The sequence below is a fragment of the Streptomyces sp. NPDC001828 genome (assembly GCF_042892175.1).
GTDB lineage: Bacteria > Actinomycetota > Actinomycetes > Streptomycetales > Streptomycetaceae > Streptomyces.
Window position 1 is genome coordinate 45775 of the sequence record NZ_JBIATV010000018.1, and the last position, 15435, is coordinate 61209.

The 15435-nt window shown below is 70.6% G+C and carries 6 protein-coding genes and 1 pseudogene; 2 read left to right on the top strand and 5 right to left on the bottom strand.

The features are described from left to right. Positions 1–1239: 1239 nt before the first annotated feature. From ACFYZA_RS36525 to ACFYZA_RS36545, 5 genes and pseudogenes are all read right to left on the bottom strand, one after another. The gene (locus ACFYZA_RS36525) at positions 1240–1602 is read right to left on the bottom strand and encodes a hypothetical protein (RefSeq protein ID WP_388494701.1); all 363 of its coding nucleotides are present in this window, start codon (positions 1600–1602) and stop codon (positions 1240–1242) included. A gap of 143 nt (positions 1603–1745) precedes the next feature. Next, a pseudogene (locus tag ACFYZA_RS36530) lies at positions 1746–1904 on the bottom strand (ISL3 family transposase); the annotation flags it as partial. Positions 1905–2038: 134 nt separating this feature from the next. Beyond that, positions 2039–2461 (bottom strand): nuclear transport factor 2 family protein, encoded by a 423-nt coding sequence (locus tag ACFYZA_RS36535; RefSeq protein WP_388494702.1) that lies wholly within the window; start codon positions 2459–2461, stop codon positions 2039–2041. Positions 2462–3410: 949 nt separating this feature from the next. After that, the gene (locus ACFYZA_RS36540) at positions 3411–3533 is read right to left on the bottom strand and encodes a hypothetical protein (RefSeq protein ID WP_388494703.1); all 123 of its coding nucleotides are present in this window, start codon (positions 3531–3533) and stop codon (positions 3411–3413) included. Between the two features lie 604 nt (positions 3534–4137). Then, positions 4138–4353 carry a hypothetical protein gene (locus ACFYZA_RS36545; RefSeq protein WP_388494704.1) on the bottom strand — a complete coding sequence of 72 codons (216 nt, stop codon included), beginning with the start codon at positions 4351–4353 and terminating at the stop codon, positions 4138–4140. 435 nt (positions 4354–4788) lie between these two features. On the opposite strand from ACFYZA_RS36545, the gene ACFYZA_RS36550 reads away from it, so the two are divergent. Both ACFYZA_RS36550 and ACFYZA_RS36555 read left to right on the top strand, forming a co-directional pair. Next, entirely contained in the window at positions 4789–15207 is a 10419-nt protein-coding gene (locus tag ACFYZA_RS36550) for an amino acid adenylation domain-containing protein (RefSeq protein ID WP_388494705.1), read from the top strand. Continuing rightward, positions 15204–15410, top strand: coding sequence for an MbtH family protein (locus tag ACFYZA_RS36555; RefSeq protein WP_363026334.1), 207 nt, complete (start codon positions 15204–15206; stop codon positions 15408–15410). The genes ACFYZA_RS36550 and ACFYZA_RS36555 overlap by 4 nt, the downstream gene beginning before the upstream one ends. Positions 15411–15435 lie beyond the last annotated feature (25 nt).

The following is a 15435-nucleotide window of genomic DNA, read 5'->3' on the forward strand; positions in this document are numbered from 1 at the left end:
AGCTGTTGCCGAATACCGCGTTACCGATCCCGATGACGCCCGCCTGCGCAGCACCAGCCGGTACCAGCGCCGCACCGACCGCTGCACCCACCACAGCGGCCCGCGCACCCACCCTGCTCACCGAAAACCGCTCCTCCGTCACAGCACTCCTCCCAAACCACATCCGCAAGAAACCCACCGAGCAGCAAGTTCCCATCTCAGGACTCTCAACGACACGACGAAGCGGAAGGCACGCCGCCACCAACACGACACCGCCGGGGCACCCGGGAGAACGCATCCCCGTCGGTGCGGCCCGACTCCCCGGAATGCCCCCATCAACCGCTCAGCCTCGCCAACTATCGCGCTCGACCGCCAGCTGAAGCACTGAGTCACACCTCCTCCTCGGAGCGCGCAGCATGCCCGCCGTACAGTGCTACGGGCAATCGGAGGTCCGGTTCTACTGCGGGGCCGGCCCGGCCGCCGTGCGACGGGAGCGCCGGTGGATCACGTCGAGTAGATGCCAGGAGGCGCTGGCCGGTATAAGGGACAGCCCGGTCATGCTGAGCTGCTCTGCTGTGCCGTCCGCGGCTCAGCTCCGGGGCAACGAGGCCATCGAAGTTGCCCATTGCGGTGGCGTCATCGCACAGGCCGGTGGGGTCGGTGTCGACGGGGGCGAGAGTGCCGTTACTTCGGACGGTCCAGGCCACCAGAGGGTCCACGATGAACGTGCCGTCTGGTTTCCTGAACCGAGCACTCCACCCACCCTCAGGGATGGGGGGGGGACAACAGGGGGCCTGCCTTCCGAGAGCCTGGTGAAGGTGCGGCCGTTGTTCGCCGGGACAATTCGGCCGCTGCGCTCATCAACGATGGCGCTTGGCCCTCGTCGCCCAGGCAATGACAGGCTTGCTCCTGTAGACCGTGCGGCACCCTATCGCTCACGGCGGCTGACGCCGGTGGGCGACGGTCTGCCGTGCCGGCATGGCCGGTTCTGGATCACACCCCGGCCACACGACGCAGCGACACTGGAACGGATCAACAGTCATGCGCGGAGGCTACGAGGTGAGTGTTCGAGCCAGCCGACCGGGCCCGTGATCACGTTTCAACGGAACGACGCTGTCACCATCTGCGACCGGTCCCCAAGATCTGTGCCAGAACCCAAAACTCGTGAACATCAGCCAACCGTGGATCGGGGCGCCTCCCAAACCCGTGAACAACGGGCTTCGCAACGGGGATCTGGATCGAATTCTGTGAGCGATCTCGTCATTCCTCGTCGAGGTAGGTCGGCGGCGACCACAGCGGGGGAAGTTCCTGACCGGGTTCACCGGTGACGCGTAGTGGGCAGCGGTCGTGCCACCAGCGGCCGTCCTTCAGGACAGCTGCATCCGGGTTCCGCATCGGTGCCGTCGCGGCTCTGAACCGCTCGTCCCAACGGGAGAGGACGGGCTGCCACCGCATCTGCTCCTGCTCACTCAACAGTGGCCACATCTCGTGCAGTTGATCTCGGTGGTGCAGCCTGTGCTGCCACTCGAAAGCCCATTGCAGGTCGAAGCCTGCCTCGATGCGCTTCACGGTCAGTCGCCAGTGTGACAGCACGACGGTCAACGGCATGTCGTTGTCTTCCACAGAACCCCCTTCAGGGGAACCGTAATGCACAGGTCACCGGCACGGAGCGACTGCCGCCAGGTGTGATGGGCGGGCGGCCGCGAGGAGGACAGGCGCGGTGTCGTTGGGACGCAGCGTCCGACCCCGGTATCCAGGTTCTGCTAGAGGTGGAAGGCGTCGGTCACCTGGATGGCCTGGGGTGCCCCGATCCGGGATCCGTCGGCATAGGCGCCGGCGCGGTTGCGACAGGTGATATTGATGCCCGGATGGTCTTGCAGCCAGGTGGCCAGCGTCTCGGCGACGCGGCCCGGCAGCAGATCAACCTCGCGGCGGATCGGCAGGACACGCTGCCTCCTCAGGCAGCCCTGCGTCGGAGGGCTTTCGGGTGTCGGCGGCACGGCTTCAGTTCTCGGCGAGTCCTGGGGCGTCGGTGTGTGGGTGGCAGGGGGTCCGGGTGTCAGCGGGGTGCCAGGCGGTGCAGGATGTCGGTGACGACGACGGAGTCGATGTAGGCGTCGACCGTGACGATGGTGTCGCCTTGCGGGTCGAAGTGGCAGACCCAGACGTAGAAGGGGTCGTACGGTACGCCGTCGAGAGCGACGCCCACTCCCTGCATCTCCACCACGGACACCGGCCCGTCGCCGTGCAGGGCTTTGATGTGGAACCGCAGTCCTCCGGAGAGCAGGGGCAGGACCTGGCCGATCGTGGCCGGAATCAACTCCGCCCTGCTGCGGTACTGCCCGGCGAGCGGATGCTGGCCGTGCATGGTCCACTGCACGTCGTCCGCGATGTGCGCAAAGAACTCCTTGACGGTGTCGACGTTCTCCAGCAGGGCGAACAGTTCCCGTCGGGATGCGCTGACTTCTTGTGAAGCGGCCATGGATCTCTCTCCGGGTGCGTCGAGGGATGGGTTGTCTCACCGGCTGCCGGGGGTGGGCGGGCTGCGGCAGAGGACCGGTGATCACCCGCCCGGTGCGACGATGCGCGGCGAGGGAGTCAGGCCGGTGACCCTGCCGGAAACCGTGTTAGCGAGGGAGAGTTACCCCCTGATCTGTGGCAGACACTCTCCCCTCCGGTTGACCGGCCTGGTCGATGCTACGACCTCGAACTCGCTGACCTCGGTCATATGCCCTGGCGTCCATGAACGCTCACGTGGTCAACCTGACGCCACGGGTGTGCTGATCGAAGCTTCATAGACGACCTCTCAGCACCGGAGGCCTTCTGGCGGGAGCTGCCAAGGGAACCATCGTGATTGAGCGAACCGTTCTGCACCGGTTGATCGCTGACGGGACCTCCGGCATCGTCCCCTACCAGCGCCGCTACAACGAACTCGGCCTCACTCACCGTGGTCAGCCGATCGGGCAGACCTACGGATTCCCCGTCCCGATGAGTGGCGCTGGCGCACTCACCGCGGCGCTCGCCAGGCGCCTGGAAGGGCGCGGCGGAAAGGTGCGCTGCGGCCAGGAGGTGACAAGCCGGCTCCTCACCTGTACCTCACCGCCTGCGCGGTTCTCGGAATCCCGCCACACACCGCCCTGGCTGCCGGGGACTCACCTGCCGGGATCCGCGCCACCCGGACCGCAGGCCTCGCGTACTCGGTGTCGGTGACTCGACCCAGTGCCGCGAAGCCGACGCATGGATCCCCCAGCTCGCCGCACCCAGGGCCCTGTGGCACTGGATCAGCACCACCAGCCATTGAGGCGCCCGCCAGCACGCCAAGCTCCCGGAGTGCTGACCTCACGACGATGGCCCTGAGGCCGGGCGGAGGTCACCCACAAAAGCCTGGTGGCTGTGCCGTATCAGTGCCCCCCGTGGCCGTTCGGATCGGTTCAGCCGCCGAGGAACGGCATCTCCGTGCGGAACCGTTTGGCAGCCGACGGCGCCAGCCGCTCACCGTTCGCCAGCAGCTGCCCGCTCTTGCCGACCGCGACCGAGAGCACCTTGCCGGGCACTCGCCGAGCTCGACGCCGGAGCGGTGCGCCTCAGGGGCCTTGGCCGGCAGCCGCCGCCAGGCGGGCGAGGTCAGTACGGTGGCCCGGGGTCGTGCCCGGGGCGGCCGCGTCTCGAGGTCGGGCGTTGGCGGACGCCGGGGGCCCGGCGGCGCCAGTGCCATCGACGCTGGAGACTCTGTTCTGGTATCCGGTTCCGGGGCCAGCGCTGTGTCGCTGTAGGCGTGTGAGGTTGTGGTCCCGGCCTGTGGCCCGTTGCGAAAAGCGGTGTAGGAATGCGCTTCGGCAACCCCGTTCCAGCTCAGGGAGGCGGTGGTATTCGCCGTGCAGGTCACTGTGAGGCTGGTGGGAACCCGTAGCGATCCGGGAGTGCCGTCCGCCGACTGGTCCAGGCCCCAGAGGGCCGCGGCATCTTCGGAAGCGGCCGGGCCGAGTCGGGGGCTCCCTGTTTCGGCAGTGAAGACGTGCACTTGGGGTGGACGGCAACTCCACCCTGCCGCAAGCCGCAGCGACGATCGTGCCTGCATCTGTCCCCGAGTGGGCGGGGTGGAATTCACTGTTGTGGAGGCCCACTCGGCCTCCACAACAGTGGTGTGGGGGACCGGTGTCAGGGGCGGACGCCGCAGACCGCGAGAAGGCAGAGGTTGAAGCCCTGGGTGTTGCTCGGTCCGGAATTGCTACCGGTGGCACTGCCGCCGACCGAGCACCGCGAGAGCAGGCACAGGTTGCCGCCCTGGACTCCCCGGTAGGCCCAGGCCATGTTGGGCATCGCCTCGAGCGTCTGGCCGGTCTTTATGGACTCCGCCTGGGACGAGACGGACATGCGCCCCGAGGGCTCTGCGGCTGAGGCGACAGCCGCGGTCGACATCAGCAGGGCGCCGGCGACGGCCGTCGCTGCACTCCAACGTGTTGCTGTGGTGCGGAACTTCATGTGTGCTCCAGTGGTTTCGGTACGGCCGGACTCTGACGCGGCTTGTTCGTCGCCGTTTGCCGCTCGGATTGGCAACTGACTCAAAACCACCGGCTTTTGGCTTGTGTGCGTCCGTGAAGTACCAGACTCGGCTAGCCGTGAATATGTCGTGCGTCACACCACCAATCCGGTGGTTCTGTGACCCCGAATGACCCATGTGACAGCCCGTTGGGGGCGATTGGGGTCATCCGACGCAAGCGCAACGCATGCGCGGGCGTTGATGCTCCTGTTCGCAATCGCGATGCCGACTGACTGGCTTCCCATGGCCTTCTACCGAAGTGAGAACCCGTGACCGACGCACCGCACGACGGGCCCCCGCTCCGCACGCTTCCGCTGACGGCGGCTCAGCGCGGCCTCTGGTTCGCCCAGCGGATGGACGAGGCGAACCCGTCGTACAACGTGGCCCAGTACGCGGACGTCCAGGGCCCATTCGACCCGGAGCTCCTGCGGGCGGCGGTGCGCAGGGTCGCGGACGAAAGCGAAGCGATGCGGCTGACCTTCGGTGAGCGGGACGGGCTCCCGGTTCAGCTGGTTCACGCGAGCGCCGGCATCGATATCGCGCTGGTGGATCTGTCGGCCTGCGACGACCCGCATGCCGAGGCGCTGCGAAGGATGCGCGACCGTTTGGCGCGGCCGGCCGACATCGTCGGCGGCCCGTCGGTGCACATGACGCTCTACCGCCTGGCCGAGGAACGGCACCTGTTCCACCAGCAGGTGCACCACCTCGCGCTCGACGGATACGGCGCCGTACTCGCCCTTGCTCGGATCGCCGAGGTGTACACCGGTTCGCCGACTCCGGAGGCCGCCAGGCAGGGGCTCCGGCCGGAGCCCGCGCTGGGGGCGCTCATAGCGGAGGAGGAGGCGTACCGCGCCTCCGCACGGCATGGAGCGGACCGAGACTTCTGGGCGGACTACCTGGCCGAAGCCCCCACCCCCCTCGGACTGACCGAGCAGCGGCGCCCTCCAGGGCACGGCACGTTGCGCGTCCGCCGGGAGTTCGCGGTCCACGACGCCGAACGGCTTCGGGCCGCGGCCAAGCGGGCAGGTGTCGGGTGGCCCACCCTGTTCATGACTGCCATGGCCGTGTACGTACACCGCAGTCGGGGGCTCGGGGAGGTCGTACTGGGGCTGCCCGTGACCGGACGGCGTACGCCGTTGGCCCGTGCGACGCCGAGCATGCTCAGCAGCATCCTGCCGATGCGACTGCGCATATCGTCGTCCGACCGGGTCGCCGACATCGCCAAGCAGGCGTCGTCCGAGGCCCGCAAGGTCTTGGCGCATCAGCGCTATCCGTCGGAGAGTCTGCGCCACGATCTCGGCCTCACGGGTACGGACGTTCCGCTGACCGGGCCCTCGGTCAACGTGCTCGCGTTCGACGACCGGCTCGACTTCGGCCCATGCCGGGCGACGCTGCACAACCTGTCCATCGGGCCGGTGGAGGACATGGCCCTGGCCGTGCACGCCTCGTACGCGGACGGTGGCATTCATGTCGATCTGCTCGGCAACCCCGAACTCTACACGCCTCAGCAGCTGACCGAACATCACGAGCGTTTGTGCCATCTGATCGAGGCCCTTGCCGACGCCCCGGAGCGAAAGATCGGCAGCCTGCACCTGGTCGACCACGACGAAAGGCTGCACGTCCTTGGCCTGGGCTCCGCGGCACCGGCCCACCGGGCCGCGGAGCAGGAGCCTGCCACCGTCCCGGAGCAACTCGCCGTACAGGCACGGAACACTCCCTCGAGGACCGCCGTGGTCTGCGGCGGCTCCCGGCTCACCTTCGGGGACCTCGCCACTCAGGTCGACACCCTCGCCCGCGTCCTGGCCGCCAGGGGCGCCGGGCCCGGCAGCCGCGTGGCCGTCGCGCTGCCCCGGTCCACGGACCTGGTGGTGGCCATGCTCGCGGTGCTGCGCACCGGCGCGGCCTACCTGCCGCTCGACGCCTCCTATCCGCCCGACCGCCTCGCCTTCATGATCGAGGACTCGCGGCCGATCGCGCTGGTGGCCACGGCGGAGACCGCCGGTGCCATCGACCCGCGGGGCGTGCTCCCGGTGGTGGATCCGGCCCTGGCGGCCTTGGAGCCGGCGGTGGCCGAACCGGCCTGGCCCGGGACCCGGGACGCGGCGTACGTCATCTACACGTCCGGTTCCACGGGAAGGCCGAAGGGCGTCATCGTGGAGCACCGCTCGTTGAGCAACCTCCTCGAACACCACCGGCAGGAAGTCCAAGCGCAGGCCGAGCGGGCCCTAGGGCGGCCCCTGAGGGTCGCGCTGACGGCGGCCACCTCCTTCGACGCCTCTTGGGACCCGGTCCTCTGGATGGTCGCGGGCCACGAACTGCACATCGCCGAAGACGAGATCCGTCGCGACCCGCAAGCGCTGGTGGAATTCCTCGTCGAGCAGCGCATCGACGCCATCGAGACCACGCCCACGTACCTGCGGCAGCTGCTCACGGCCGGACTGCTCACCGACCCGCACCACCGGCCCCTGGTGATCGCCCTCGGCGGCGAAGCCGTCGACGACGCCCTGTGGCGGGAACTCGGCGCCCAGTCGGGCCTGTTGGCCTTCAACTTCTACGGACCCACCGAGACCACCGTCGACTCGGTGACGGCGCGGATCACCGGCGACACCCCGATTCTCGGCCGTCCGGTCGCCGGCCTGACGGCCTATGTTCTCGACCCCTCGCTGCACCCGCTGCCGGTGGGCGCGACCGGAGAGCTGTATCTGTCGGGCGCGGGCGTGGCACGCGGCTACAGCGGACGCCCGGGGCTCACCTCGGAACGGTTCCTGCCGGACCCGTTCGGCCCGCCCGGAGGCCGGATGTACCGCACCGGAGACCTCGCCCGCTGGAACGCGAGCGGCAGCCTGGAGTTCCTGGGCCGCGGCGACCGCCAGATCAAGGTGCGCGGCCACCGGGTGGAGACCGGCGAGATCGAGTCGGCGTTGCAGAGCCTGCCCGGCATCACGCAGGCGGCGGTCACCCTGACCGGTTCCTCGACCGACGAAGAGCGGCTCGCCGCCCATCTGGTGACCGACGGCCCCGACGGTAGCGTCGACCTCGCGCAGACGCGACAGGCTCTCGCCGGCCTGGTGCCCGACTACATGGTGCCGAGCGCCTGGGCCGTCGTTGCCCAACTACCGCTGACCCCCAACGGCAAACTCGACGCCGGGCGCCTGCCGCAAGCCCTCGCCATCGCGGACCTGGGCGGCGAGCCGCGCACCCCCGACGAGGAAATGATGTGCACGGTCTTCGCCGGATGCCTGGGGGTGCCGCGAGCCGGACGGGACGACAACTTCTTCCGGCTGGGCGGACATTCGCTCATGGCGACCCGGCTGATGAGCCGGATACGCGACGCCTTCGGCGTCGATGTGCCGATCAGTGCTCTCTTCGAGTCGCCGACTCCGGCGGGTCTCGTCGCCGCGCTCGCGACCGCTCCGCCCGCCCGGGCGCGGCTGCGGGCTGCCTCCGCACGTCCCGAACGGCTGCCCCTGTCCTTCGGACAGCAGCGGCTCTGGCTCCTCGAAGAGCTCGGCGAAGCCGGCGCGACCTATCATCTGCCCGTCGCGCTCAGGCTCTCCGGCCCGCTGGACCGCGCCGCGCTCGTCGACGCCCTTGCCGACCTGACGGCGCGCCACGAAAGCCTGCGCACACTCATCGCGGTCGATGGCGAAGGCCCCTACCAGCGGATCCTCGCTCCGGAAGCTGCCCGCCCGACCCTCGCGGTGATGCCACAAGCCGCCGCACCCGTCCAAGCCGACGCCACGCCGTTCGCTCTGGACCGTGAACTGCCGCTGCGCGCACAGCTGTTCCCCGCCGCCGATCCGGATGAACACCTGCTCCTGTTGACGCTGCACCACATCGCCGCGGACGGCTGGTCGATGGGCCCGCTGATGCGCGACCTGGCCACCGCCTACGCGGCGCGCTCGACCGGCGAGCCCCCGCGATGGGAGCCCCTGCCCGCGCAGTACGCCGACTACGCCCTGTGGCAGCGCGACCTGCTCGGCGACCCGGCGGACGGCGACAGCCTCGCAGGACGCCACCTCGCCCGCTGGGCCCAGCTCCTCGAAGGACTCCCGGAAGAGGTGACCTTCCCCGCCGACCGATCACGCCCCCTGCGGGCCACCGGCCGGGGCGGAGCCGTTCCCGTCCGACTCGACGCGGCCACGCACCGCGGGCTGGTACGGCTGGCCGGCGACTGCGAGGCCAGCACCTTCATGGTGCTCCACGCGGCGCTGGCCGCCCTGATGGCACGGTTGGGCGCCGGTGACGACATCGCGATCGGCACGCCCACGGCGGGGCGATCCGACGAAGCCCTCGCCGACATGGTGGGCTTCTTCGTCAACACCCTGGTACTGAGGGCCGACACGTCCGGCGCGCCCAGCCTGCGCGAACTGGTCGAGCGGGTACGGCGCGCCGACCTCGCCGCGTACGCGCTTCAGGACATCCCCTTCGAGCGCGTCGTGGAGGAGACGGCACCGGCGCGCTCCCTCACCCGCCACCCCCTGTTCCAGGTCATGCTCAGCCTCAACAACACCCCGCCGCCGCGCCCCGCACTGGCGGGACTCGACGTGCGCCACGACGCGTCCATAGGCCGGACCGGGGCCAAGTTCGACCTCTCCTGGGACCTGACCGAGCAGCACGACGCTGACGGCGCCCCGGCCGGCATCGCCGGCGAGCTGGAGTACAACGAAGACCTCTTCGACCGCGGTACGGCCGAACGGTTCGCCGAGCACTTCACGCGCCTGCTGCGGGCCGCCCTAGCCGCCCCCGACCGACCCGCCGCCGACATCGGGTTCCTCACGGCCGGCCAGCACGACGCGGCACTGGACGAGATGACCCGAGGGTCCCTGAGTGCCCCGACAGTACGGTCGCCCGCCCAGGATGATGAGGCGCCGGGTGGCGACTGGACCGTGGTGGACCTGCTCGCGACCCGCGCCGCGACTCAACCGGGTCGCACCGCCGTGGTCGCCTCCGACGGCCGCCTCAGCTTCGGGGAACTGCTCGCCCGGAGCGAACAACTGGCGTGCCGGATAAGGGACTTGGGAATCGGCGGCGGTGACCGGGTCGCGGTGGCGCTGCCCCGCACATCCCTGCACATCGTGGCCCTGTTCGGGGTACTGCGCGCGGGAGCCGTGTACGTCCCGCTCGACCCCTCGCACCCCCGTAGCCGCAACCAGCTGATCCTCGACACGGCTGGCCCCCGCCTCCTGCTGACCACGGCCGGCCTTCAGGACGGGCTGTCATCGGCACCGGAGCGTCTGCTCCTCGACGACCCGGCGGTATGGCGGCCGGCCGGCGGAGCGCCGCCGAAGGCGCCGCGCACCCCGGACGCGGCCTACGTCCTCTACACCTCGGGCTCCACCGGCCGCCCCAAGGGCGTGGTCGTCGAGCACCGGTCACTGGCGAACCTCTACACCAGTCACCGCGAGAAGATGATGGAGCCCGCCGAGTACGGGAACAACGGCCTGCCGCTGCGCGTCGCCCTCACCGCGGCCATGACCTTCGACGCATCCTGGGATCCGCTCCTGTGGATGCTCGCCGGACACGAGCTGCACCTCGTGGACGACGCCACCCGCCGTGATCCCGAGGCGCTCACCGCTCTCGTCCACACCAGTGCGATCGACGTCGTCGAGACCACCCCCTCCTTCCTCGAACAGCTCCGCGCCTGCGGCCTGTTCGCACCCGGCCGGCCCCGCCCCCGGGTCCTCGCACTCGGTGGCGAGGCCGTGAACGCGTCACTGTGGCAGGAACTGGCGAAGCTCCAGGGCGTCGCCGTGTGGAACCTGTACGGACCCACCGAGGCCACCGTCGACAGCGTGATGAGCCGCATCACCGCCGGCACCCACCCCCAACTGGGCCAAGCCGTCACCGGCACCCGCGCCCGCGTCCTCGACGCGCGGCTGAGCCCGGTCGCGCCCGGAGCCACGGGGGAGCTCTACCTCTCCGGTGCCGGCCTGGCACGTGGGTACGAGAACCACCCCCGCGCCACGGCGGATCGGTTCCTGCCCGATCCGTACGGATTCCCCGGCACTCGGATGTACCGCACGGGCGACCTCGTGCGACGCAGGGAGGGCCGCCTCGAATACGTGGGGCGCGCCGACGGACAGGTCAAGGTCCGCGGCTTCCGGGTGGAGACCGGTGAGATCGCGACGCTGCTCACCGCGCACCCCGATGTGGCGCACGCGGCGGTCGCCGTCCAGCCCGACGCGCGGGGTGAGGGCCGGCTCGTGAGCTGGGCCGTCCCGAGCGAAGGACAGGAGCTGTCCATCCGCGCCCTGCGGGCCTACCTGGCCGACCGGCTGCCGGTCTACATGGTGCCGGCAGCGGTCGTACCCGTGGCCGCGCTGCCGCTCACCGCGCACGGAAAGGTCGACTTCGCCGCGCTGCCCAACGCGGCCGACGCCCACCGCGACGCGGAAGGCGACAATCCGGCCGACACCGATCCGCCCCGGTCCGCTCCGGAGGAGATCCTGTGCGCCCTGTTCGCCGACAGCCTGGGTCACGAACGCGTCGGCCGGCACGACGACTTCTTCGAGCTGGGAGGCCACTCGCTGCTCGCCACCCGCCTCGTCGGCCGGATCCGGTCGGCCTTCGGCGTCGAACTGCCGGTCCGTACCCTCTTCGAGTCCACCACGCCCGCGGCCCTCGCCGAGCGGCTGGACGATGCGGGCGCGGCACGCCCCGCACTGCGCAAGACCCCCAGGCCTGCCCTGCCCCCGCTCTCCCCGGCACAGCAACGACTGTGGTTCCTCCACGAGTTGGATCCCGGGACCGCCGCTTACCACATCGCGGTGGCGGTAAGGCTGAGCGGCGCTCTGGACCGCGTGGCGCTGCACCGGGCACTCGCGGATGTGGTGGCCCGGCACGAGAGCCTGCGCACGCTCGTGAAGATCAGCGACGGTGAACCCTTCCAGGTTGTGCTCGCCCCCGGGGACGCACGCCCCGGCATGGCGGTGACCAAAGTGGATGAGCAGGGTCTCGCTCAGGCCCTGCGGGAGGCGAGCAGGCGGCCGTTCGACCTGGCACGGGAGATACCTCTGCGCGGCGAACTGTTCCAGCCGGCCGAGGACCAGCACACCCTGCTGATCACGGTGCATCACATCGCGGCCGATGGATGGTCCATGGGCCCGCTGGCCCAGGACCTGGCCGGCGCCTACGCGGCACGGGCAGCGGGACGCGCGCCGAGCTGGGCGCCGCTGCCGGTCCAGTACGCGGACTACACCTTGTGGCAGCGCGCGCTGCTCGGCGCCGCCGATGACCCGGACTCGCTGTCGGCCCGTCAACTGGCTTATTGGACAGGGGAATTGGAAGGAGCGCCGGAAGAGACGCCGCTGCCCGCTGACCGGCCCAGGCCCGCCGTCTCCAGCGGCAGCGGCGGCACTGTGGCGTTCCAGGTGCCGGCGGACACGGCAACCGCCCTCGGACGGCTGGCCCGGACGTCCGCGACCAGCACCTTCATGGTCCTGCACGCCGCGCTGGCCGCTGTCCTGCACCGTATGGGCGCCGGGGACGACATCGTCATCGGCACTCCGGTGGCCGGGCGGACGGACGAGGCCCTCGAACCGCTCGTCGGGTTCTTCGTCAACACGCTCGCTCTGCGCACCGAGTTGAGTCCGGCGGCCACGTTCAGCGAACTGCTGGCCCGGGTACGGGAGACCGACCTCGCCGCCTATGCCCACCAGGAGCTGCCGTTCGAGCGCCTCGTCGAGGCTGTGCGGCCCACGCGCTCCCTCTCCCGCCACCCCCTCTTCCAGGTGATGCTCACCCTCAACAACACCCGCCCGCCGCGCCTGGACCTGCCCGGTCTGCGAGCGCGGATGGAGGGAGTCGACACCGCCGGGGCCAAGTTCGACCTCTCCTTCAGTTTCACCGAGCGGCCCGCGGCCACGCCCGGCACCACCTTCCTCGACGGGACCGTCGAGTTCAGCCGCGACCTCTTCGACGAGGACACGGCACGCTCGATCACGCGCTGGTTCCTGCGCCTGCTGGAGCAGGCCGTCGCCGAACCCGACACGCCGGTCGCCGACCTGGGCCTGATCGACAGGGACGAGCAGGCACGACTGCTCGAGCTCGGACACGGAGGCCACGGCGTCACGGCTGCGGCGACCGTCCTCGACCGGTTCGCCAAGACGGTCGCCGCCGCCCGCAGCGGGGACGTAGCGGTCACCGCGCCCGACGGCCGGATCTCTTTCCCGGACCTCGACGCGCGTTCCGAGCGCATCGCCGCTCTGCTGAAGCGGGCCGGCGCGCGCTCCGGCGACGTGGTGGCCGTGCTGCTGCCCCGGTCCGTCGACTCCATCGCGACCCTGCTCGGTGTACTCAAAGCCGGCTGCGTGTACGCGCCCGTCGAGGAGTCCCTTCCGCAGGGGCGGATCGACGCCGTCCTCGACGACGCCCGGCCCCGGTTCGTCGTCACCGTCGATGCCACGGCCGGCCGGGTCCCGGGGGAGTGGCCCCAACTGGTGCTCAACGATGCCGAGTCGGCCCGTTTCCTGGCGGTGACCCCCACCCCGGAGGAGTCCGCGGCCCGGCCCCGGCCCGAAACGCCGGCCTATCTCATCCACACCTCCGGATCGACCGGACGGCCCAAGGGCGTCCTCGTGGGGCACGGGTCACTGGCCCGCTTGCTGGACCACCACCGGGCGCAGGTCTTCGCGCCGGCGGTGCGCGCCGCAGGCGGCCGGCGTCTGCGCGTCGCCCTGACCGCGGCCCTGTCCTTCGACGCCTCGCTGGACCCCGTCCTGTGGATGATCGACGGCCACGAGCTGCATGTCCTCGACGACCTGACCAGGCGGGACACGGAAGCTCTCATCGACGCGGTGCGTGAACACCGCCTGGACGTCATGGAGTCGACCCCCAGCCACATACGCCAGCTGCTGGACTCCGGTCTGCTCGCACCCGGTTCGCCACACCGCCCTTCGGTGCTCGTCCTGGGAGGCGAGGCGGTCCCGCCGGCCCTGTGGACCGCTCTGCGCGAAGCGCCCGGGGTGCGGGCCTGGAACTTCTACGGCCCGACAGAGGCCACCGTCGACACCATCGCCGCCCCCGTCGGCGCGAGCGACCGTCCGGTACTGGGCACCCCGGTAAGCGGTACCCGCGTGTATGTGCTGGACGCGCGGCTGCGCCCCGTCCCTGCTGGTGTCGTCGGCGACCTGTACCTCGCCGGAGAGAGTCTCGCCCTCGGTTATCTCGGCCGTCCGGCCGAGACGGCGCGTGGCTTCGTACCCGACCCGCACGGCCCGGCCGGAACCCGGATGTACCGCACCGGGGACCGGGCGCGGTACATCCGGGACGGCGCGCTGGAATTCGCCGGGCGCGCCGACAGCCAGGTCAAGGTGCGCGGCTTCCGGGTCGAGCCCGACGAGGTGGCCTCCGTCCTCGAAGCACATCCCGACGTGGTGCGGGCCGCGGTGATCGCCCATGACGGCGGCCAGGCGGGCACCCGGCTCGCCGCCTACCTGGTCCTGGCCGGGCCGACGGGCGAACTGGACGGCATATGGGCCCACGTGGTCCGCAACCTGCCCGCGTACATGGTTCCCGCCAGCTGGCAGCCCATGGACCGCATTCCGCTCACCCACAGCGGCAAGCTGGACCGCAAGGCGCTGCCCGACCCGGCACCGGCCGCATCCGCCAGGAGCACCGACGGCTCGGGCAGGGGCCCGCGCAACCCTCGTGAGGACGTGCTGTGCACCCTCTTCGCCGAGGTGCTGGGCGCCGAACAGATCCTGATCGACGACGACTTCTTCGCACTGGGCGGCCACTCGCTGCTCGCGACGCGGCTCATCGGCCGGATCCGCACGGCCCTGGGCGTCGAGACCAGCATCCGTACCCTCTTCGAAGCTCCGACGGTCGCGGCACTCGCGGAACGACTCCTCGACGGCGCGGACGACAACCCGCTGGCCACGCTGCTGCCGCTGCGCACCACGGGGGACCGGCCCCCGCTGTTCTGCGTCCACCCGGCCGGCGGACTGGCCTGGGCGTACGGCGGCCTGCTGCCCCACCTCGACCCCGACCAGCCGGTGTACGGCCTGCAGACCCCCAACCTCGACGGAGCGGCCCCCTTCCCGGACAGCATGGAGGCGATGGCGGCGGTATACGTCGCCGAACTCCGCTCCGTGCAGCCGCACGGCCCGTACCACCTCTTCGGCTGGTCCTTCGGCGGCAACCTCGTGCAGGAGGTGGCGGTCCAACTCCAGGAAGCAGGCGAGCGGATCGCCCTGCTGACCATTTTGGACGCCTTCCCGATCGCGCCCCTCGACGGCCTGGACAGCGCGGGCCGCGACACGGTGTTCCGGGCGCTGCTCTCCAACATCGGCGTGGGCGAGGAAGCCCTCGAAGGCGACGGCGCCGTCGAGGCGACCGCCGTACGCGATGCGTTCCGCCGCAGCGGCAGCCCCCTCGGCTCGCTCGACCCGTCCACCATCGACACGATGGTGGACAACTTCGCCGGTCAGGCGCGACTGATGCGCACATACACCCCCCGCACGTTCCACGGGCCCGTCCTGTTCTTCACCGCCGCCGAGGGCCGCCCCCGCGATGCCTTCGGACTCGACCTGTGGGCGCCCTACATCGACGGACACATCGAGAACCACGACGTGGCGTGCGCGCACGCCCAGATGATGCAGCCGGCTGCGCGGACGCAGATCGGCACGACCCTGGCCGCAGCCCTGCGCGCCGGCCACCCCACCACCCAAGGAGACCACTCGTGACCAACCCCTTCGACGACCCGCAGACCCAGCACCGCGTCCTCGTCAACGACGAGGGCCAGCACGCCCTGTGGCCGTCCTTCGCCGACCTCCCCGCCGGGTGGCAGGCCGTGTTCGGCCCGGCGGCCCACGCCGCGTGCCTGGACTACGTCGAGGTCCACTGGACCGACCTCACGCCCCGAAGCGCCCGCGTTGCCATGGCCTGACCCGTGCGGCACCCACCAGCAACGC